Origin of the sequence: Maribacter aurantiacus, assembly GCF_005780245.1 — a bacterium.
Taxonomy (GTDB): domain Bacteria; phylum Bacteroidota; class Bacteroidia; order Flavobacteriales; family Flavobacteriaceae; genus Maribacter; species Maribacter flavus.
In genome coordinates this window covers 891,984-912,951 of sequence record NZ_VBUK01000001.1, presented here as the reverse complement: position 1 = coordinate 912,951, position 20,968 = coordinate 891,984, and the positions used below count along the sequence as shown (strand labels likewise).

Sequence of the window (20,968 nt, the reverse complement as noted above, 5' to 3'; positions counted from 1 at the left end):
GTTCAAAATTTTAACGACATTATGCGCAAAAAGAGGATATAAGAAAATAATCGAGATATTTCAAAACAGTATCTTAATCCCAAATCCGCATCACCTTACTTTCAGAGAGTCTATCTATTTTCTGTTCGGTATCCGATGTATTCTCCAAAGTAAGTTGTGTATAATCGGCATTGGGAAAGATTTGGTTCGTCATTACGTACTGGCCCTTATTCAAAAAGATTTCCAAGGAAGACTTGTCCAAGAGCATCCGGACTTCAATGGCATCGGTAGGCAAATTGGGAACGGGCATATGTTGTTGCCCCAAGACGAATTCGGGATTAAAATCTACCTTCCCGGATTTGGAACGGTCCAACGAAAGCACTTTCTCCGAACTATCCAATGAAATGACCAAACTATCCCCCTGCGAATTGCTAAAAATCCATTTGCTGCCCAAAGCCTCCAGGTGAAAACGAATCTCAGATTGGTTCCCGTATTTTAAAGGTAACTGGCTTTTCTGTGCCGGCGCAAGGAGCACGGGCCGTTTGGGGTTGGCCTGTTCTACAATTTCGTCAAAATTAGAAATAGGGTAGCTATACAGTTCCAAGGTTCCGTTGTTTTCATGGAGTGATAGGTTTCTGGGTATCGTGTTGGCACTTCGCCATACCTCGGTGGGCGTGTCACGGGCGTACTGCCAATTGCTCATCCAACCAATGAAGATTCGTTCGTTATCGGGTACATTATTGTAGGTGACCCCTGCATAGTTGTCCCGCCCCCAGTCGACCCATTTGGCATCTTCTTGGTCGGTCGTAAAAGTGGTGCCATCAAAATCGCCCACAAAATATTGCGTGCCGCTACCGCCATTGGGCGCACCAGGATTGATGCTGATCAGCAAGACCCATTTTTCGGTCGCGGTCCCCTCAATGTTCAATTTGAACATATCCGGACATTCCCAAACACCTCCGTGGGCGCCTTTGTCCTTGCCAAACTCACTTACCTTATTCCAATCCTTTAAATTATCCGATTGCCAAATCTGCAGGTGGTCCCCTGCGACCAAGAGCATGGTCCAATTGTTTTTGATTTCGTTCCAAAACACCTTGGGGTCCCTAAAATCACGCATACCCTCATTTTTAATAACTGGGTTTCCATCGAATTTCGTCCAACTATCCCCATTGTCCAAACTGTAGGCGATTCCTTGGGTCTGATAATCGGTTCTTCCCGCTTTCTCGCCCTCCATATCATGATAGGTAAAAATGGCCACCAAGGGCGGATTTTCTACCGTTCCAAACCCCGAAGTATTGTTTTTGCCCACCACGGCGGAACCCGAAAAGATATACCCATTTTCGTCTGGAAACAATGCTACAGTTTTATGTTCCCAATGTATCATGTCCTTGCTGGTGGCGTGGCCCCAATGCATGGGTCCCCAGACGATATCGTCTGGATAATATTGATAGAACAAGTGGTAGATTCCCTTGTGATATACCAAACCGTTGGGATCGTTCATCCATTTTTCCTCTGGGGAAAAATGAAACTGCGGCCGGTAGGCTTCGGTGTAATAGAAAGTTACGTCAGGATTTTCCATAGGTTCATTTTTGGGAGTTTCCTTACATGTATTCAGACACAAAAGAATCAAAAAAATAGGGATGATAGACTTGAACATTACGAGCAATTTAAGATAGGGCGATATGCGACCTTCGCACCTAAAATACTACCTTTGTATAGATGTTACAAAAAGTTTTATCCTTTCTGGTCTTACCGTTCCTTTTGCTTGTGCATTCCCATGCGATAAGGGCGCAACGCAGTTTGGACAACACCCTAAAATTGTTGAACAAGGAGACCGTTCCCTACATCCAACCGGAGAACCTGCAACCCAATGATTCCATTGTACTCTTGGATGCCCGGGAATTGGATGAATTTGAAGTAAGCCACTTAAAGGGTGCCGTTTGGGTGGGCAATTCCGATTTCGACGCGGATAAAGTCCTGCAAACCGTTCCCCAAAAGGAACAAGCTATTGTCGTATACTGCTCCATAGGCGTACGGTCCGAGGATATTGGCGAGAAACTACAGGAATTGGGCTATACCAACGTAAAGAACCTCTATGGCGGCATCTTTGAATGGAAGAACAAAAACAGAACGGTATACAATTCACAGGGTATGGAAACGGACAGTGTTCACGCCTTTAACCGTTTGTGGGGACGCTTATTGAAAAATGGGATTAAGGTTTACGAACCCTGAACGACCAATGACGTGCCATCTTAATTTCCTAAAGAAAAAACAGTACTGACACTTGGGTATTCTACAGACCAACAAAAACGAAAAGGACGAAAAAACCATAGATTTTACCTTGGCCAACAGCAAGAACCTGCTCCTCATCTTCACCAGAAACCCGGAACTTGGAAAGGGCAAAAGGCGCTTGGCGGCAACCGTGGGAGACCAAGCGGCCTTGGATATTTATAATTTCTTACTTGAACATACCGTAAAGATTACCTCCGGATTGTATACTGATAAAATTGTTTACTATTCCGATGAAGTTTGGGAACGGGACATTTGGGACAACAAGATTTATGGAAAAAGGCTTCAGGTTGGCGACCACTTGGGCACCCGGATGCTCAATGCCTTTCAGGACGGGTTTGCCAGCGGATATGAAAAGATAATCATCATTGGGAGCGATATGTACGACCTGTCCCAAGAAGATCTGGAAGAAGCCTTTAGGATACTAGCGCAAAACGATTTTGTCTTGGGCCCCGCCGAAGATGGCGGTTATTACCTCTTGGGCATGAAAAAGCTGAAGCCTGCCCTTTTCAAAGATAAGAAGTGGGGCACGGACACCGTTTTAAGGGATACCTTGAACGATTTGGAAAACGAAAAAAGGATACTTTTAGAAACGAAAAACGATGTTGATTATTACGAGGACATAAAGGACATACCTGCCTTTGCCCCGTTTTTAAAAAATAGATAAGCATGCAAAAGAAACAATTGGAAGAATCGGTCGCCTATTTAAAATCCAAGGGATTTGAAAACCCGGAAATAGGTATCGTGCTGGGTACCGGATTGGGAAAACTGGTCGAGGAAATTCAGGATCCCATTGAAGCACATTATAACCATATCCCATTCTTTCCCCTCGCTACGGTAGAATTCCACACGGGAAAGCTTCTCTATGGCACCATCGAGGACAAAAAAGTAGTGGTCATGCAAGGTCGGTTCCACCTGTACGAAGGGTATGACTTTCTGGATATTACCTATCCCATACGCGTGATGCACCTATTGGGTATTTCCAAGCTATTCATCTCCAATGCCGCGGGAGCCATCAACCTCGATTTTAAAAAGGGCGATATGATGTTGATCGAGGACCACATCAACTTGCAAGGGGGGTCACCGCTGGCTTTCAAAAACGTGTCTGAATTTGGACCCCGTTTTGTGGACATGTCCCAACCCTACGACAAGGACATGCGAAAAAAACTTTTAGAAATTGCCAAAGAACATGGCATTTCGCTAAAATCCGGCGTATATGCATCCGTGGTGGGGCCGCAGTTGGAAACCAGGGCGGAATACAGAATGCTGAAAATATTGGGTGCCGATGCCGTGGGAATGAGCACCGTACCCGAGGTCATTGTAGCGAATCATTTGGAACTGCCCATTGTGGCCGTTTCCGTACTGACCGATGAATGCGACCCGGATCATCTGGAGCCCGTAAACATATCTGAAATACTGGCCATCGCCGAAGCGACCGAACCCAAGATGGTAAAACTCTTTAGGGAACTGATCAAGCAGCTATAAACGTTTTTGGCCCTACCTGGGAATTTAAAATGCAAAAGGAAGTACCCAATATCAGTATCATCATCCCCGTCCTGAACGAGGAAGACTATATACAGCGGGTATTGGCCAAGATTCTAGAGAATACCTGCACGGACCAGATCATGGAAATCCTGATCGTGGACGGCGGTAGCACGGACCGAACCGTTTTTTTTGCCCAAAAATTTGGAGCCCGGGTTTTATCCAGTGAAAAAGGCAGGGCCAATCAAATGAACTGGGGCGCCAAAAATGCTTCGGGCGATATTTTGTATTTTTTACATGTGGACAGCCTTCCGCCACCGGGTTTCGATACACAGGTTCTAAAAGTGGTTGAGGAAGGAATACGGACAGGATGCTTCCGACTCAAATTCGATTCGCCCAGTCCCTTTCTGGGATTTTTCGCTTGGTGTACCAAAATAAACCGACCTATATGCCGTGGCGGCGACCAATCCCTCTTCGTGGACAAGGAACTTTTTGAAACGCTTGGCGGATTTGATGAAAACTACAAAGTCTACGAGGACAATGAGTTTATTGGACGATTGTACAAAAAGACGCCGTTCAAGGTCATCAATGATTATGTGGAAACTTCGGCACGAAGGTACATGGAAAAGGGAATGGTCCGCCTTCAATATCATTTCGCCATGATACACCTTAAGTATTATTTGGGCAAGGGTCCGGAAAATATATATGACTATTACAGGAAGAACATCGCCCTGTAACCCGGTTTATGCATTAGAGAAGTGTCGTGAAAGTAAAAGCGCAAAAAAATAACGTGGTTTGGAAATTTCAGCATAGCACCGCTATGGTGAAATTGAAAACACGGGGCAACCTTTTATTTTGAAGGGATTTTTAGCTGCAACAGCTTTTCTAATGTATAATCCGGATTGAACTACCGCTCCTCATAATCCAGTATCACACCTTCTGAAATCCATTTGGCCAATGCCTGCCTATTGTCAGGGTCCAGAATACGTCGTTGGTCCTTTTCATTACGGATATTCCCGATCTCGATAAAGGTCATTGCCGGATGCGTCTTTTTGACCAGGAACAGGGAAGTACGGTCCTCAAAAGTTCCGGAATAGGTCCTGTTGGGCTGGTACTGTTTGTATTTCGCCTCGAAGGTCTTGTGGATACTCTCCGCCAGCCGCTTCCCATTTTGGCTCTTTTCATGATGGTAAAAGAACACATCTATATTTTGGCCTACGCTCCTGCTGTCCACATGGGTAACGATTAGCCGCTGGTAGGCACCTTTGTTCTGTTTGTACAAACCGTTCACGATATCCACACGCTGTTGCAGTCTATCCCTTTGGTTCAATGGAATGACCTTATCGGGATAGGCGACCTCGTCCCGGTCCATTTCCAGAATGCGTTCCTCGCGAATGCCATCGTTTTCATCCCTGATTATAATATATACCGATGCCCCATGTGCCAGAAGTTCCTTGGCCAAACGCAAGGTAATGTCATAGGCATACTCATCCTCCGATATGGATTTGCCCGCATACACGGCCATTGCCCCTGGGTCCGGACCGCCGTGGCCGGATACCAAATAATAGATGGCACCTTTCAGACGTTCGCTCTTGGATAGTACCGTTTTGTGCTTCTCCCCAAAAATATCGTAGGTCTTGGCCTCCACTTCCTTCACTTCCTTGGCCTGCCGTTGGATGGAGTCCACCACGGGTATGGTGTCCATGAGCACTTTGGGGATGGCATAGATCCTACCCTCGTACAAATGAACGCTGTCACGTAGATTTACCAGGTTGATATCTATAAATTCACGGTAATATTCATAGGGGTTCACACCATGTTTTCGCAAAAGGGAATAAATACCGTCGCCTTTTTCCGCAGTAACGGTGGCCAAGGTATCCTGCCCATGTACAGGGAAAAATTGGAAGGAGAAAACAAAAATAAACAAGATAAATTTCCGCATCATACACTTACCAAAATCAAAGTCCATGCCGAAGAATCCAAGATATTCCCCACTAATTTTCAAAATTCAACTGGGAGTAATCCTCTAGAATGCCGTCGTTCAACAGACCCACTAAAGGTTTCTTTTCGGATTTTAGGTTAAATCCGCCCTGTAAGGGTTTGGAACCATCGGTAAAGTTCAAAATTACGATGGGCGGAACCAAGTTGTTGGCAAAATACAAACTGGCGTCGTCCTTAAAGGAATTCGGTTCGTTCTTTTCCTTTACGGGAACCGAGGTATTTTTTCGCAATACGTTCTCCAAAACGGAAGCAAATTGTCTGCCTTCCCTACTTTTAGGATTATGGCTAATACGTACGACCGAATTTTCCCGTGGTCCAAAAGCGTCCTCAATTAGAATCACGCGTTGGTAGGCGCCCTTATGCCTCAAATATTTTTTATTGATCGCGCTGGAAAAATTTCCGTACATCTCCTTTTTTGCCACAAGGGACAGCGAATCCGAAATCGCCGCCGCTATTTTGGAATCCTCCAAAAGATAGACCCGCGCCCCCTTTACCATAAGGTCATTGGCCAATTGGCGTGTGAGTGAATCAAAACGTTTTTTAGATTCGGTACCACCGGAATGCACAAAGTAATAGACCGTATTTTGCAAGGTGGTATCCTTTTGGTTCATCAGGGACAACTCCGTTTCATTGAAAATGGGAGCTTCTACCTCTTCGCCCGTATCGATTCGGACCCCAGTGCGCTTAAAGGAGTCTGGCGCATCCGGAAGAATGTATTCCTTCCCCACAATCAACTCGCTACCGTTCTTGATGTTATCGGCATTCAACTTCAGGAACTGCTCATAGTAATTAATAGGATGGATTCCGGATTTCCGCAAAACGGAAAAGATACCATCACCCGTTTTGGCCACAATGGTATTGGACGTTTCTTGGGCCACGGTTGCATGGATATGAAGTAGAAAAAAGCAAATGGATAAGCTCCTAAAAACGGAACGAGGTATAGGGTTGTGCATGCTGATAGTATTCCTGTTACAAAGATTAACAAAAATAATAGCCCTTTCAAAACAGTGGGCCGACTAATTTTCAAGGGTTTACTCTAAATCAATCCTTATGTAGCCTGTAATAGTTGGCAATAATGGCCTGTGAAGGTTTGTTCTGGGGGGTAAAACGATTATCCTTTTCCCCGCCGGAACGGTCATGCTGTATGAACCATTTCCAGACGAAGCCGCCGGCGAACCATTCCTCGCCCCAAAACTCCTCAAAAATGGCCTTTTTGGCGTTGGACTGACCCACCATATTTACGCCCTCTTCGGTTCTATCCACCAACCAGGGCTTTTTGGCGGTGTAGTCCATGGATCGGTAGCCGTATTCCGTAAACAGCACCGGTCTTTGTACTTGGAGGGCCAATTGTGAAATTTTCTGTTTCCAGGGCTGCCAACCCGCCTTCAATTCGGTTACAGTAGGTGTTTTGGATTCCGATAAAGGAAAATAGGCATCGATGCCGATGAAATCCAGTTGGTTCCAAAAAGGTGTTCTGGCATATTCGTCCCAGTTGGCCGCATAGGTCAGCTTACCGGAATAGATTTTACGGATTTTCGCGATGAGCTCGTTCCAGTATTCCGGCCGGTTCTTTATAAAGGTCTCCAGTTCCGTCCCGATGCAAAAAATAGGCGCATTGGTCTCCTGTGCCAACGCTGAATAGTTTAAAATAAACTTGTCGTAAGATTCCTCCAGCACCTTCCAATCTTCGGGCGATTTCATGGCGATGGTACCCGTAAACTGACCGCCCCCGATCCAAATCTGGGGTTTTACCATCACTTGGATCCCGTTCTTCTTTAAAAGTTCGATGTACTGTTTTGCGCCTTTTCTGGTTTCCCCGAACCATTGTCTCTCCGTATCGAAAATAATTTCGGGCGAAGCCAAATCACGTATAAAACCAAAGGGCATTACGGCCGCACTGTTGGCATGGATCTTAATGATCTCGTCTACGTGGGGCTGCGCCGCCTCTTCCCGGGAAGCTACAAAACTGACGCCGTTCCACTTTTTCTGTGCCTTTCCATTACAGCAGAATTGGAGAAAACATACAAGAATTAGACCTAATTTCCTCATAGTGAATCAATCTAAAATCTAAAGTAATGTATTTAGGCTTTCCAAGTAAGTCCATTTTTTAAAGTGAAGTGTTAAACTTTTTATTACTACAAATCATACATGCTATACAAATCAAAGAAATCAAACCTATTTCCATAGGACATTCCTATCTAAATTCTTTATAACTTAACATGGCTTGTTAAGGAATTCGTTTTTAGAACGACCCACACTATAACTAAATCAACCGGCCCATGGAACACATCGTCATTATTGGAAACGGCATATCGGGCGTGACCCTTGCCCGACACATCCGTAAACTATCCGACAAAAAAATCACCATCATTTCTTCCGAATCCGATTATTTCTTTTCACGTACCGCCCTTATGTACGTGTACATGGGCCACATGAAATTTGAACACACACAGCCCTACGAAAACAACTTTTGGAAGAAAAACAGGATAGAATTAGTAAACGGCTATGTTGAAAAGGTGCTTCCGGACCAAAAAACGGTGTCCCTTTCCAATGGCGACCGCATTGAATACGATGCCCTGGTCATCGCCACGGGCTCCAAACCCAACAAATTTGGGTGGCCCGGTCAGGATTTAAAAGGTGTACAAGGGCTTTATTCCAAACAGGATCTGGAGCAATTGCAGAAAAATGCACCAAACAAAAATGTTTGCAAACGGGCAGTCATAGTTGGTGGCGGACTTATTGGAATCGAAATGGCGGAAATGTTGCGGAGCAGGGACATCCCGGTGACCTTTTTGGTACGCGAAACGAGCTTTTGGAATGGGGTCTTGCCCAGTGGGGAATCTGAAATGATCAACGAGCACATCAGGGAGCACCATATTGATTTACGGTTGGATACCAATTTAAAAGAGATATTATCTGATGAGAATGGCCGGGCCAAAGCTGTAGTGACAGATAAGGGAGAAACTATTGCTTGTGATGTGGTAGGGTTGACCGCTGGGGTAACCCCCAACATAGATTTCCTTAATGATTCCGGTATTGAACTCGGAAAAGGAATCAAGGTAAACCGAATGCTACAAACCAACATCGAGGACATCTACGCTATTGGCGATTGTGCGGAACAACACGAGGCCATTGGGTTGCGTAGACCCATAGAGGCCGTTTGGTATACGGGCAGGATGATGGGCGAGACCTTGGCGCAGACACTTTGCGGCAACCCCACCGAATACAATCCTGGGCACTGGTTCAACTCGGCCAAATTCTTGGATATTGAATATCAGACCTATGGCTGGGTGTTCAGCGAACCAAACAAAAAGGAATATGAAGAACATTTTCATTGGCGACATCCCAAGGAAAAACTTTGTATCACTATTGCTTTCCACAAAGACACTCATGAGTTTTTGGGCATCAATAACTTTGGTATACGATTACGGCATGAACTGTTCGATAGATGGCTGAATGAAAAACGAAGCGTGGAATATGTATTGGAACATTTAAAGGATGTGAATTTTGACCCGGAACTCTATGAGACATATGAGGAGGCCATTGTATCTAAATTTAATCAAGATTTTCACCAAAACATCAGACCAAAAAAGAAAAGTTGGAAGCGGATATTAAATCTTGCCTAACCTTACCAACAGTTAAAAACAACTTGTATGCGTACTCTAGACAAAAGCATGTCATTGGCCGGGGAACCGCCAAAGGCCTTGAACACCAACCAGAAAATATCCGTGTTGATCGGTATGACCGGTCTTGGCATTCTAGTCCTACAACTCTTCAACCTGCAATTGGGCAACAGTGCCCTTTGGCTAAGCATATCACTCCTGCTTATTTTCTTGGGCGTGTTCCTATTTTCCCAAGCGGCCTATGCACATAAACATGAGGGTATCAAAAACGATGGGGTGTGGTTCAAGTCCATTTCTAGCAGGGGCTTTTTAGGCTGGTTGACAGGAATTGCCCTGACGGGATTTTACATCGTACTTTATTTTTATCCGGAATATCTGGGTTTGGTTCAGGATGGGGATAACAAGGGTGTGATTGCCCTTTTTGACCCCTTGAGCAAGGCTTTGAGCGGGAATCCTGCCAGTCAGTGGTTCGTATATGGAGCCTTATATACTTTGGGCATACTGGCCTTTGGGTTAAAATTTATGTGGAAATACCGGCATAACGGCTACCAACGTTTGCGAACGCTAAGTGTTATGTTCTTCCAAACGGCCTTTGCCTTCATCATTCCCGAAATCATGGCTCGGTTAAACGGGGACCTACCCTATTACGACCTCAAGAATATGTGGCCACTGAACTACTATAATTTTGAGCGCTACCGGATAAACGGTTTTATAGAAGCTGGGGACATTGGGTTGGCCATGTTGTTTTTTGGGATTCTCTCCATTTTTGTCATTTCTCCTATTCTTACTTATAAATACGGAAAAAGATGGTATTGTTCCTGGGTTTGCGGGTGTGGTGCCCTGGCGGAAACGGTGGGGGACCCTTTTAGACAATTGAGCGATAAGTCCAAATTCGCCTGGAAGGTAGAAAGATGGGTGGTGCATAGCGTAGTAGTATTTGTAACCTTAATGACCACGGCCGTTATCTACTCCTATTTAGGGAACGACACCAGTAAATACTGGTTGACCAAAACCACCTTTCTTATTGGGGTATCCGTAATACTGACCGCAGTTTTCGCTTGGGCCATGATTTATAAAAGGGACCAACTTGAAAAGGATGCCCAGTACGGGGCCATAGGCTATTTTACCATCATTGCGGTGCTGATTGGTATGCACTTCTTTAGCGGTGACGGCAACATTTTCATATTCAAATCCAATACACTTAGGACCACCTACAGCTTTTTGATCGGGAGTATCTTTTCGGGTGTTATTGGTACGGGGTTCTATCCCATTTTTGGTAGCAGGGTATGGTGTCGCTTTGGGTGTCCCATGGCGGCCATCCTAGGATTTCAGCAACGCTTGTTTTCCAAATTTAGGATTACCACCAACGGGGGCCAGTGTATTTCCTGTGGCAACTGTTCCACCTATTGCGAGATGGGCATCGATGTACGCGCCTACGCCCAAAAAGGCGAGAATATCGTACGATCCAGTTGTGTGGGCTGTGGTATTTGCTCGGCGGTTTGCCCGCGGGGCGTACTCAAATTGGAAAATGGACCGCAGGAGGGTCGCATCAATCCAACCGAAATACTTTTGGGCAATGACGTTGATTTAATGAAGTTGGTGAATAGGAAGTAGTTCTCGAAAGGCCTGCCTTTAGCGGAGTTGTAACACTCGGAAAGACAGTCGAAAAACACAGTGTCACGCTGAGCCTGTGGAAGCGCAGGTCAATAAAAAAGTTCACTGAAATTTTATGTTATAGGTCCTCAAAAGGCCTGTCCTGAGCGTAGCCGAAGGACTTGGACTGACAGTCGTACATTATATGTCACGCTGAGCATGTCGAAGCGCATAAATTTGGTCCATATTAAAAGTGCCATCCCAAAAAGATGGTAAGTTATTGATACTTTTGCGACCTAATTACTTTTAGATGGTCAACCGCCTTTTCAATTAAGATAATGAAGGACATTAAAGTCATTATACCCGCCTTCAACGAAGCAGATTCCATTGCGCACGTCATCCACGACCTTCCAAAATCGGTTTCCGAAATAATAGTTATTAACAATGCATCTACCGATGCAACCGTTGAAAATGCCCGTGCCGCTGGGGCTACGGTGCTCACCGAGACCAAGAAAGGGTATGGGTATGCCTGTCTTTGCGGTATGGATTACATCGCCAAACAATCCAAACAACCGGATATTATCGTATTTATCGACGGAGACTACTCCGACTATCCGGAGGAATTGGATAAAGTTGTAGCTCCCATTATTGAAAACGATCTTGATTTTGTTGTAGGGGCCAGAAAAAAAAGTTTGCGGGAGGAAGGTTCCATGACCCCGCAACAGGTTTTTGGCAACCAATTGGCCACATTTTTAATGCGCTTGTTTTTTGGCTCTAAATTTACGGATTTGGGACCTTTTAGGGCGATAAAATACGAAAGTCTCAAAGAATTGAAAATGGAGGACAAAACGTACGGATGGACGGTAGAAATGCAATTGAAAATTTTGCGAAAAAAAATGGCATATACCGAAGTACCAGTGCGTTACAAAAAAAGAATTGGTGTTTCAAAAGTGTCCGGTACGGTAAAAGGTACTATCTTTGCCGGAGTAAAAATATTGGGTTGGATCTTTAAATACAGTTTAAAATAATATGGCAATTACCATCTCTTACATTATCATCGCGATCTATAGCATTGCACTGCTGTTGATCTTCTTTTACAGTTTGGCCCAATTGAACCTTTTGGTCAATTACCTTACCCAAAAAAGAAAAAACCAGACCGCTCCAAAATTCAATTTGTTGGACCCAAGGGAAATTCCATTTGTGACCATTCAGCTTCCCGTGTACAACGAGGAATACGTGATGGAACGTTTGTTGGAAAACATTGCCAAGATTGAATACCCAAAAAGCAAGTTGGAAATTCAGGTGTTGGACGACTCTACGGATGACTCCGTGGCGGTTACCTCAAAACGCATATCCGAACTTCAGGAAACTGGATTGGACATACAGCATATCCGTAGAACGGATAGAACGGGCTTTAAGGCCGGCGCCCTAAAGGAAGGACTAAATATTGCCAAAGGCGAGTTTATCGCTATTTTTGATGCCGACTTTATGCCGTCTTCGGATTGGTTGAAGAAAACCGTTATCTACTTTAAAGATCCGGAAATTGGTGTGGTACAGACCCGTTGGGGCCACCTCAACCGCGACTATTCAACCTTGACCAAAATACAGGCCTTTGCGTTGGATGCACACTTCACCTTGGAACAAGTAGGTAGGAATGCCAAAGGACACTTTATCAACTTTAACGGAACCGCTGGTATCTGGAGAAAAGAAACCATTTTGGATGCCGGTAACTGGGAAGGTGACACCTTGACCGAGGATCTGGACCTAAGCTACCGTGCCCAATTAAAGAATTGGAAGTTTAAATATTTGGAGGATGTGGAGACACCGGCCGAACTTCCTGTCGTAATCAGTGCGGCCCGTTCGCAGCAGTTTCGTTGGAACAAGGGCGGCGCGGAAAACTTTAGAAAGACCGTTTGGAGCGTAATCAGCGCCAAGAACATTCCTTTTAAAACCAAATTTCATGGTGTCATGCACTTGTTGAACAGTAGTATGTTCCTTTGTGTGTTCACTGTGGCCTTGTTGAGTATTCCTATGTTGTACATAAAAAACATGTACGGGCACTTGGCGTGGGTATTTGAGGCGACCAGCTTCTTTATCCTTAGTACAATCATCCTTTTTATCTGTTATTGGTTTACCTACAAGAGCGTACAGGGCAGTAGTTTCGACAATTTTGTGGACTATATAAAACTGTTCTTTACCTTTTTCTCGGTGGCCTTGGGCTTTTCTTTGCACAACTCCATCGCGGTGTTGGAGGGCCACATGGGCAAAAGAAGTGAATTTGTACGTACACCCAAATTCAATATCAATAACCTGACACAAAGCTGGAAGGGCAACAAGTACTTGGCCAAGAAACTGTCCCCCAACATGATCTTGGAGTTCGCCTTAATGTTGTATTTCCTTTTTGGCATGTACAGTGCGGTACCTTTAAACGATTTTGGACTGTTCCCGTTCCACTTTATGTTGTTCCTAGGGTTTAGCTTTGTCTTCTTTAAAAGCTTAACGGCCAGGGCATAGAAATTATAGATAGCTTAAACAAAAAAAGGACGGCAATTGCCGTCCTTTTTTTGTTTAAGTACCATTTTGTTAAGTATATTCCATTTTTATTGGGTGTATAGACCATTAAAATCCATTAGATTAGTATTCGTAAAACGGGTATAAACGTACCTAGGTACGTTTATGCGATTGTTGGCAATAATTTAACACTACTTACTAAATATGAATTTTAATCTTGATAATTTTTTATTTAACACACCAATCTATACGAAAATAAAAATAGAAGAGACTGACCAAAACGAATTCGAAAAAATAGTTTACAGCTATCGTAATATAAATGTCGAGGGATATAATCCTTGGCGGAAAGTTGAAACGACATTTGCTATTTCTAGAACTTTAAGATATGCTGACAACGATTTTCAGACAAATGGAGGTTTTGCAAGTGTTGAAATACAATGTAAAAGATATAATGATATTTTTAGATACTATTGTTTGTGGGAGCCAGAGTCACAAATTCTTATGAAAGTTGGACAATTTCCATCTGTTGCAGATCTACATATCGGCGAGATAAAGCAATATAGCAAGCTTCTCAATTCAGAGAAATTGAAAGAATTTACACGAGCTATTGGATTAGCTGCTAACGGAGTTGGAATTGGTTCTTTTGTCTACCTAAGAAGAATTTTTGAATTTTTAATTGACAAGGCTTACGAAAAAGGACTTGCCATTAAAACTGTAGACGAATCCAAATTTCAGAAAGCACGAATGGATGAGAAAATCGAATTGCTTAAATCTTATTTACCTTCATTTTTAGTAGATAATCGAACAATGTATTCAGTACTTAGTCTTGGTATTCATCAACTAGATGAAAACACTTGTTTAGAGCATTTCGATACATTAAGGGTCGGAATAGAAATTATCCTTGATGAACAACTTGACGAATTAAAAAAGAAAGAGAAAATTGAGGCAGCGAAAAAAAAGTTACAACAGCTAAAAGGTAAAATTGGGAAATAAATACTATTGCCAACCCCCGCTACCCCCCCGCTACCGCAGGCATCCATTCGTGTGGTCCCATTAAACAATAGTACTTCTTTTTCTCTTTTTAGCATAGCTCCTCAAAAGGGTTAAAAACCATAAATTCCACAATCCTTAGGTTCATGTTCATGGCAATACAAGGGATTATATTTTATGAGCTGGGGGTTTTATTAAAATACTGCTTTGACCAGTATTGAGCTAAATGGCCGCAAGAATCCATTCCCACGGCATCGATTGTCCTTTTTGTTTTGATCTGTTATTTTGTCTAAATTCCTTATGTTCTTGGAACTGAGAAAAAACAAAATTGTTACAAATGTAATGGCGGATAAAAAGAAACTATACAAAATAGCCTTCGGACTGGCGGTATTTACGATCATCTACAACGTTGCGGAGGGACTGATATCAACGTATCTGGGCTTTGAAGATGAAAGTCTGGCTCTTTTTGGTTTTGGTTCGGATAGTTTTATCGAGGTGATTTCCGGACTCGGGATTGCCCATATGATTATAAGAATCCAAAATAATCCAGATAGTAAACGGGATGATTTTGAGCGTACAGCCTTGAGAATTACCGGAATTGCCTTTTATATTTTGGTCTATGGACTTGTAATTACAAGTATTTTCAACATTTGGACAGGACATAAACCGCTTACAACGTTTTGGGGAGTCGTGATTTCAGCCATATCAATTTTAATTATGTGGATATTGGTCGTTTGGAAAAGGAACGTAGGAAACCGACTCAATTCTGCACCAATTTTAGCCGATGCTAATTGTACTATGGTTTGCGTTTACATGTCCATAATCCTACTTGTGAGTAGTGGTATTTATGAACTGTTCGGAATTCCATACATAGACAGTCTTGGAACGCTGGGACTTGCATACCTTGCCTTTAAGGAAGGAAAGGAGTGTTTTGAAAAAGCAAAAAGCGACAAGAATTGTTGTTGCGATTAAAGAATCGGTGTTTCATTAAACCCAGATGGAACAAGGCTTATAAAAGCGATTCTGTTTGTTGAAAAAGAGGGCAAGAGGCCCGTAAAACCAGTCTTTAAGAAACGTGGAAAAAACAATGTTATGGTAAACTGATTTTTTAGTGTACATTTAACACTAATTAAATCTGTAATACCGAACAAATTATGAGACCATTTTTAAAGACGTGTACGCTATTTCTATTTTTTGCGGCAATAAGTTTTACCTCCTGTAAATCCGACCCAAAACCAACCGCAGAAGTAGATTTGGTAATTGAAACCACCAACGGGAAGATAACCGGAAGCGTAAATGATAGCGTTTATGCCTACAAGGGAATTCCCTATGCCAAGGCAGAAAGATTTATGCCTCCACAGGATCCAGTGGCTTGGGACGATGTACGCGAATGTACGGATTTTGGGCCTGTAGCCAGACAAGTAGTGCCTTGGTATCCTGATGAGATGCAGAGCGAGACGGATCTGTTTAGCCTGAACATCTGGACCCGTGGAATAAAAGACGGTCAAAAACGTCCCGTAATGGTTTGGTTACACGGGGGTGGATTTTTTGTGGGTGCCAGTAACGACCCCATGACTTATGGAGAGGCCTTGGCCAAGAAAGGAGATATTGTAATGGTTTCGGTCAATCATAGATTAAACATTCTAGGATTTCTTGACCTATCCGCTTATGGCGATTCCTATGCACAATCGGCAAATGTGGGCATGCTGGACATCGTAAAAGCATTGGAATGGACCAAAAACAATATTGCAAAATTTGGGGGAGACCCTTCGGATGTGACCATTGTTGGAGAATCCGGGGGTGGTGGAAAAGTAGGTACCTTAATGTGTATGCCTGCGGCGAAAGGCTTATTCAACAAGGCGATTATACAAAGCGGTACCTTGATAAATTCAATGACCAAAGAGAAGTCACAGAAACTGGCGGCAACCGTGCTTGAGAAATTAAACCTTACCCCGGAAGACGTTAAAAAGCTGGACACCATTCCGTATCATGATCTTGTGAAAGCAGGAAATGAGGCCGTAGCCGAAATTTCAGGCCCTAGAATTCCGGGTTCGTCTGGAATGTTTGGTTTTGCACCCTCGGTAGACGGCGAGGTATTGCTTCAACAGCCTTTTAGCCCAGGCTTTGCCGATATTTCAAAAAACATTCCCGTGATGATCGGTTCAACCTTGAACGAGCTGATGCCTGTCGCCTATGGAAACAAGACACTGACATTGGAACAGGCCAAGGACAGTCTGGCCAAGGAATATGGAGACAGGACCGATGAATTTGTATCGCTATACGAAAAAGCGTATCCGGATTATACCCCTCAGGACCTGTTGTCCATTGATAAAATGTTCAGGCCCTATACCATTCGTACTGCCGATGCCAGGGCCGAAGAAACAGATGCACCTGTATACGCGTACCTATTGGCCTGGAAAAGCCCCGTTGAAAATGCCTCTAAGGGTTCGTTCCATGGTTTGGACATTCCTTTGGCCTTCAATACGGTCGATCTAAGGTCAGACTGGACCGGCAATGGAGAGGATGCCTGGGCATTGGCCGACAAGATGAGTTCTGCCTGGATCAATTTTGTAAAAACGGGAAATCCCAACGTACAAGGGGTACTTCCAGAGTGGGAACCTTATACCGCGGACAATGGCGCCACGATGTATTTTGATACGGAATGCCGCATAGTGCATAACCATGACCGGGAGTTGATGAAAATGATCAGGCCACTGGATTAGCCGGATACCTCAAGTATGTATTTAAAATGGATGTGAACAAATTAAAAATACGGAAAAGGGGCCATGAACAAGGGCCCCTTTTTATTTAGGAGCAAACTGGCAAGCTCGAATGATCTCTTTAGGCGGTTCCTAGGCATTATCCTTTTCCCCTTTAAAGACCTAACTGCCAGGGCCTAGCAATTAAAAATAGCTTAAATGAAAAAGAAGGGCTATCGCGATTCTTTTTTTTAATGTAGAATCATTTTGTTGACCATAATCCATTACTATTGGGTGTATAGAATATTAAAATCCATTAGATTAGTACTCGTAAAAAAGAAATAAACGTACTTAGGTACGTTTGTCTTTTCTTATTATAATTCTGGAGATAGACAAAATGATTAATTTAAAACTTTAAAATATCGAGTGATGAAAAAAATCAAATACGAAAAGAAGATAAATTCTTCATCCCAAAATGTCTATGAAGCGATGCTAGGGTTAAATGATAAATCCACCTATGAATATTGGACATCAGCTTTTAACCCAACATCAACTTTTGAGGGAAGCTGGAATAAAGGAAGTAAAATTCATTTTATCGGATTAGATGAAAATGGTAAAAAAGGAGGCATGGTTTCGGAAATTGTTGAAAACAAACCTGCCGATTTTGTTTCAATTCGTCACTATGGTATTCTGGATGGAGAGACTGAAATAACAACTGGGGAAAAGGTAGAAAAATGGGCTGGCGGACTTGAAAACTATAAGTTCAAAGAAAATAATGGAATCACTACCGTAATTGTGGAACTGGATGTTGTTGATGAATACCTTGACTACTTTGATAATACTTATCCCAGCGCATTAGACAAATTGAAAGAGATTTCAGAAAAATAAAACTGCACCTAACAAAGAACTAAGTTAAAAAACAAGTTCTTTTAGTTCAATTTCGATACATAGTTCTCATCATAGGACAGCCCAGATTTTGCAATGTTAGCCGCTTGTTTCAAAATTTATTGTCTTTGCTCATCTAGCCCAACTGGATAGCTTCAATTCCAAATTTGAAAGGATAACCATATTTTTCTAAAGGGCTTTCGTTATATTTCATTTAAAATCCATATAAAGTAAGAAATGCACCATACAAACATGCAGAAGGTGGGAAGCCTTATCTTGGCCCAATGAAAATAGACCTTTTTAACTCACATTACTTTACTCGCAGTACGGTCACAAACGCGATTAAATAGCATACAATTTTAGGAATGCAACCCATGGCAAACAAAGCTTCTTCACAAAACTTAAATTCCATGAACTGGTATAATGAACCAAGCTCCTGGAACATTTCAGACGACAGATTAGAATTGTTCGTAACCCCGCAATCAGACTATTGGCGTAAAACACGTTATGGATTTACGGTAGACGATGGTCCGTTTTATTATACTGTCAGAGGTGGCGAGTTTGAGGCCACCTTAAAAATTACAGGTTCCTATAAAACCCAATATGACCAAATGGGGATGATGTTACGTATTAACGAAAAACATTGGATAAAAACTGGAATTGAATATGTTGACGGCATGTATAATTACAGTACCGTAGTAACGAACCGTCAAAGTAGCTGGAGCATTATTAGATTATTGGAAAGACCTAAATCCGTATGGATTAAGATTATTAGAAGATTAGATGCGGTAGAAATATATTATTCCCTGGATGGCAAGGACTATGCGATGAGCAACCTATGCTATCTAAAAGATAGGATTCCGGTAAAGGTAGGTATGATGGCGGCAAGTCCAGATGGAGATGGCTTTAAAGCCATCTTTGAAGGGTTTACCATCAAACATTTAGGGGACTTGAAAAGATTGGAATGGTTGGAAAGTATAAAAAAATAACCATTGTCAAACTGCTTAAAATAACAATGCTTCTTATGCGTGGACTAAAACCAATGGATAAATGAGGAATCATTTTAAGGCCACACGCCTAAAATAGACCATTATAGCCTAATTCACGATAGATTTCTATGGCTAATCTGCCGCAGCATTCCTGAGCTTATGAAAAAAAGGACATGGTAAATTATTCTAAAAACAACTGCCAATAATCGAGATCATTGAACTAATTACTAAAAGTTATTTCCAAAATTTGACCTCTAGAGCATTTTACTTGGCCCTTTTATTTTTATCAACCTTTAGGAGCCTTCTTCTTATTATTGATTTCCAGATTTGCTATATTTCAGCTTATTTGTCCGATTTTCAATTTTCGGTCTTAACGTAATCAACCATGAAAACATCCCTGAAAAAATTAGCCATCGCCTTAATCCTTCTGTTTACCTCCTATTCCTTTTCCCAGGCCATATTGGAAGACGAACGCTATGTTCCCGAAACGGATCCCTTGGTGCTGGAAAAACTGGACCAGTGGCAGGATATAAAATTCGGACTCCTCATGCATTGGGGGCCCTATAGCCAATGGGGCATTGTAGAATCATGGTCCATTTGCCCGGAGGACTACGGTTGGTGCGAACGTACCAAAGGAAGTAATCCCCAGAATTATTTTGAATATAAAAAGGAATATGAAGGGCTAAAAAAGACGTTTAACCCCGTAAAATTTGACCCGGATAAATGGGCCGATGCCGCCAAGGCCGCCGGAATGCGCTATGTGGTCTTTACCACCAAGCACCATGATGGGTTTTCCATGTTCGATTCCAAGTATACGGATTATAAGGTAACGGACCCGGAATGCGCCTTTAGCCAACATCCCAAGACAAATATCACCAAGGAAATTTTCGATTCCTTTAGGGCGAAGGATATGTGGGTAGGTGCCTATTTTTCCAAACCGGATTGGCACCATGAAAACTACTGGGACCCTTATTTTCCGCCACAGGACAGGAATGTAAACTATGACCCTGCCCTATATCCTGAAAAATGGGAAAAGTACGTACAGTTCACGCATAATCAATTGTTGGAATTACTGACGGACTATGGCAAGGTGGACATTATTTGGCTCGATGGCGGTTGGGTAAAAAAACGGGATCAACAGAACTTGGAGGAAAACTATGCGGAAAAGTTTATCGAAAACGCTTCGGGAAATGGTTTCATAAAACACAGAATGGTATCCCAGGATATCCGCATGGATGAACTGGTGACCAAGGCCCGTGAAAAACAACCCGGGCTCATTGTCGTGGACCGTGCCGTTTACGGAAAAAATCAAAATTACCTCACCCCGGAAAACCGCGTACCGGAAAAGGAACTGCCCTACCCTTGGGAATCCTGCATCATTTCAAGTGATGGCTGGTCCTACACGCCGGATTCCAATTACATGACAGGTAAGGAGGGTATACAAATGTTGGTGGATATTGTGACCAAGGGAGGTAATCTGTTGTTGAACATTGCCCCATCGCCTGAGGGGGAATGGGACCCGGGTGCCTATAATTTGCTCCAGGAATATGGAAAGTGGATGGACATCAACAATGAAGCCATTTACAATAGCCATACCCTGGCGCCCTACAAAGAGGATAACATTTGTATGACCCAACAGAAGGATGGTACAACCTACTTTCTGTACCTCGCGAAGGAAGGGGAAACGGAAATACCGGCAACGATTCCCATAAAATCGCATCGGCCCAAAAAAGGAAGTACCGTAACGCTTTTGGGATATGATGAGGTTTTAAAGTGGACGCCCCAAGGGGAAGGCTTCGTGGTAAACATTCCAAGATCCATCCGGAAGAATCCCCCTAGCGACCATGTATGGACCATCAAGGTTACCCAGTTGGAATAATCCAGTAACATAGTTTTATGTAGGTCTACAAAAAGCTTTCATCGATAG

Annotated in this window: 18 protein-coding genes; 14 read left to right on the top strand and 4 right to left on the bottom strand. The window is 43.0% G+C overall.

Annotated features, from left to right (window positions below):
- Positions 1-73 precede the first annotated feature (73 nt).
- On the bottom strand, positions 74-1,558 hold the full coding sequence (locus FEK29_RS03875) for a glycoside hydrolase family 32 protein (protein ID WP_240042655.1): 1,485 nt from the start codon (positions 1,556-1,558) through the stop codon (positions 74-76).
- Between the two features lie 140 nt (positions 1,559-1,698).
- Between FEK29_RS03875 and FEK29_RS03870 the strand changes: the two genes are divergently transcribed.
- Genes FEK29_RS03870 through FEK29_RS03855 form a run of 4 tightly spaced genes read left to right on the top strand, consistent with a single transcriptional unit; the run spans position 1,699 to position 4,487 of the window.
- Positions 1,699-2,211 carry a rhodanese-like domain-containing protein gene (locus FEK29_RS03870; RefSeq protein WP_138257061.1) on the top strand — a complete coding sequence of 171 codons (513 nt, stop codon included), beginning with the start codon at positions 1,699-1,701 and terminating at the stop codon, positions 2,209-2,211.
- Between the two features lie 58 nt (positions 2,212-2,269).
- Positions 2,270-2,935: a TIGR04282 family arsenosugar biosynthesis glycosyltransferase gene (locus tag FEK29_RS03865; protein WP_240042668.1), complete on the top strand. Its 666-nt coding sequence runs from the start codon at positions 2,270-2,272 to the stop codon at positions 2,933-2,935.
- Between the two features lie 2 nt (positions 2,936-2,937).
- Positions 2,938-3,753: a purine-nucleoside phosphorylase gene (locus FEK29_RS03860; protein ID WP_138257059.1), complete on the top strand. Its 816-nt coding sequence runs from the start codon at positions 2,938-2,940 to the stop codon at positions 3,751-3,753.
- 29 nt (positions 3,754-3,782) lie between these two features.
- Positions 3,783-4,487 carry a TIGR04283 family arsenosugar biosynthesis glycosyltransferase gene (locus tag FEK29_RS03855; protein WP_138257058.1) on the top strand — a complete coding sequence of 235 codons (705 nt, stop codon included), beginning with the start codon at positions 3,783-3,785 and terminating at the stop codon, positions 4,485-4,487.
- A gap of 170 nt (positions 4,488-4,657) precedes the next feature.
- Here FEK29_RS03855 and FEK29_RS03850 read toward each other — a convergent pair whose 3' ends face one another.
- The 3 genes from FEK29_RS03850 to FEK29_RS03840 all read right to left on the bottom strand — a co-directional run bounded on the left by FEK29_RS03850 (position 4,658) and on the right by FEK29_RS03840 (position 7,800).
- The gene (locus FEK29_RS03850) at positions 4,658-5,692 is read right to left on the bottom strand and encodes an N-acetylmuramoyl-L-alanine amidase family protein (RefSeq protein ID WP_240042667.1); all 1,035 of its coding nucleotides are present in this window, start codon (positions 5,690-5,692) and stop codon (positions 4,658-4,660) included.
- A 52-nt stretch (positions 5,693-5,744) separates the two neighbouring features.
- Complete coding sequence (locus FEK29_RS03845; protein WP_138257056.1) at positions 5,745-6,704, bottom strand: hypothetical protein; 960 nt, start codon at positions 6,702-6,704, stop codon at positions 5,745-5,747.
- Between the two features lie 88 nt (positions 6,705-6,792).
- Positions 6,793-7,800 (bottom strand): glycoside hydrolase family 113, encoded by a 1,008-nt coding sequence (locus tag FEK29_RS03840; RefSeq protein WP_138257055.1) that lies wholly within the window; start codon positions 7,798-7,800, stop codon positions 6,793-6,795.
- A gap of 230 nt (positions 7,801-8,030) precedes the next feature.
- On the opposite strand from FEK29_RS03840, the gene FEK29_RS03835 reads away from it, so the two are divergent.
- The 10 genes from FEK29_RS03835 to FEK29_RS03790 all read left to right on the top strand — a co-directional run bounded on the left by FEK29_RS03835 (position 8,031) and on the right by FEK29_RS03790 (position 20,920).
- The gene (locus FEK29_RS03835; RefSeq protein WP_138257054.1) at positions 8,031-9,377 is read left to right on the top strand and encodes an NAD(P)/FAD-dependent oxidoreductase; all 1,347 of its coding nucleotides are present in this window, start codon (positions 8,031-8,033) and stop codon (positions 9,375-9,377) included.
- A gap of 27 nt (positions 9,378-9,404) precedes the next feature.
- Positions 9,405-10,988 carry a 4Fe-4S binding protein gene (locus tag FEK29_RS03830; protein ID WP_138257053.1) on the top strand — a complete coding sequence of 528 codons (1,584 nt, stop codon included), beginning with the start codon at positions 9,405-9,407 and terminating at the stop codon, positions 10,986-10,988.
- 317 nt (positions 10,989-11,305) lie between these two features.
- Entirely contained in the window at positions 11,306-11,995 is a 690-nt protein-coding gene (locus tag FEK29_RS03825) for a glycosyltransferase family 2 protein (protein WP_138257052.1), read from the top strand.
- A gap of 1 nt (position 11,996) precedes the next feature.
- Positions 11,997-13,481, top strand: a complete 1,485-nt coding sequence (locus tag FEK29_RS03820; protein WP_138257051.1) for a cellulose synthase family protein — start codon at positions 11,997-11,999, stop codon at positions 13,479-13,481.
- Between the two features lie 201 nt (positions 13,482-13,682).
- Positions 13,683-14,471: a short-chain dehydrogenase gene (locus tag FEK29_RS03815; protein WP_138257050.1), complete on the top strand. Its 789-nt coding sequence runs from the start codon at positions 13,683-13,685 to the stop codon at positions 14,469-14,471.
- Positions 14,472-14,810: 339 nt separating this feature from the next.
- Complete coding sequence (locus FEK29_RS03810; protein ID WP_138257049.1) at positions 14,811-15,440, top strand: cation transporter; 630 nt, start codon at positions 14,811-14,813, stop codon at positions 15,438-15,440.
- A 182-nt stretch (positions 15,441-15,622) separates the two neighbouring features.
- On the top strand, positions 15,623-17,191 hold the full coding sequence (locus FEK29_RS03805) for a carboxylesterase/lipase family protein (RefSeq protein ID WP_138257048.1): 1,569 nt from the start codon (positions 15,623-15,625) through the stop codon (positions 17,189-17,191).
- Positions 17,192-17,596: 405 nt separating this feature from the next.
- The gene (locus FEK29_RS03800) at positions 17,597-18,055 is read left to right on the top strand and encodes an SRPBCC domain-containing protein (protein ID WP_138257047.1); all 459 of its coding nucleotides are present in this window, start codon (positions 17,597-17,599) and stop codon (positions 18,053-18,055) included.
- Positions 18,056-18,462: 407 nt separating this feature from the next.
- The gene (locus FEK29_RS03795; protein WP_240042654.1) at positions 18,463-19,041 is read left to right on the top strand and encodes a DUF1349 domain-containing protein; all 579 of its coding nucleotides are present in this window, start codon (positions 18,463-18,465) and stop codon (positions 19,039-19,041) included.
- A 385-nt stretch (positions 19,042-19,426) separates the two neighbouring features.
- Complete coding sequence (locus tag FEK29_RS03790) at positions 19,427-20,920, top strand: alpha-L-fucosidase (protein WP_138257045.1); 1,494 nt, start codon at positions 19,427-19,429, stop codon at positions 20,918-20,920.
- Positions 20,921-20,968: the final 48 nt, after the last annotated feature.